This window comes from Vibrio sp. qd031, from assembly GCF_002100145.1.
GTDB lineage: Bacteria > Pseudomonadota > Gammaproteobacteria > Enterobacterales > Vibrionaceae > Vibrio.
Map to the genome: position 1 here is coordinate 2,113 of NZ_JXQD01000033.1, position 490 is coordinate 2,602.

Consider the following 490-nt stretch of genomic DNA (forward strand, 5'->3'; position numbering starts at 1 on the left):
CAAGATCTGCAACGAACGCAAGTCCATTCCTTGCTCAAGTAGGTGGGTCGCAAAACAGTGTCTCAGCGAATGAGGGGAGATGGGTTTGTTGATCCCACAGTCCTTGAGCACCATTTTCATCGCTTTTTGCACGCCCCTCGATCCATAGGGACGGTAGGCATGACTCCTTTCCCAGGGAAAAGGAGCTTAGGGTGCCGATGCGTTTTCCAGTAGGCACGCAAAGCGTTCAGCGTTCGAAGTGGCAGAGGAAAGAAGCGGTCTTTGCCACCTTTACCGTCTCGAATGTGCACTTGCATTGAGTGTGCATCAATATCTTGAACGGTCAGGTTAAGCGCCTCACCGAGTCGAAGCCCCATAGAATATAACGTCAGGAAAAAGACCTGGTAGCGGCGCTGGCGAGTCATGGTGATGAGCAGTGCGACCTGAGGGGCCGTGATGACATCGGGTAACTTTTTAGTGCGAGGTGGCCTGACGATGTTTAGCCACTCCC

1 pseudogene is annotated in these 490 nt (G+C 52.9%); it reads right to left on the reverse strand.

What is annotated here, in order from left to right:
- Positions 1–490, reverse strand: a pseudogene (locus tag ST37_RS20335) (tyrosine-type recombinase/integrase); the annotation flags it as partial.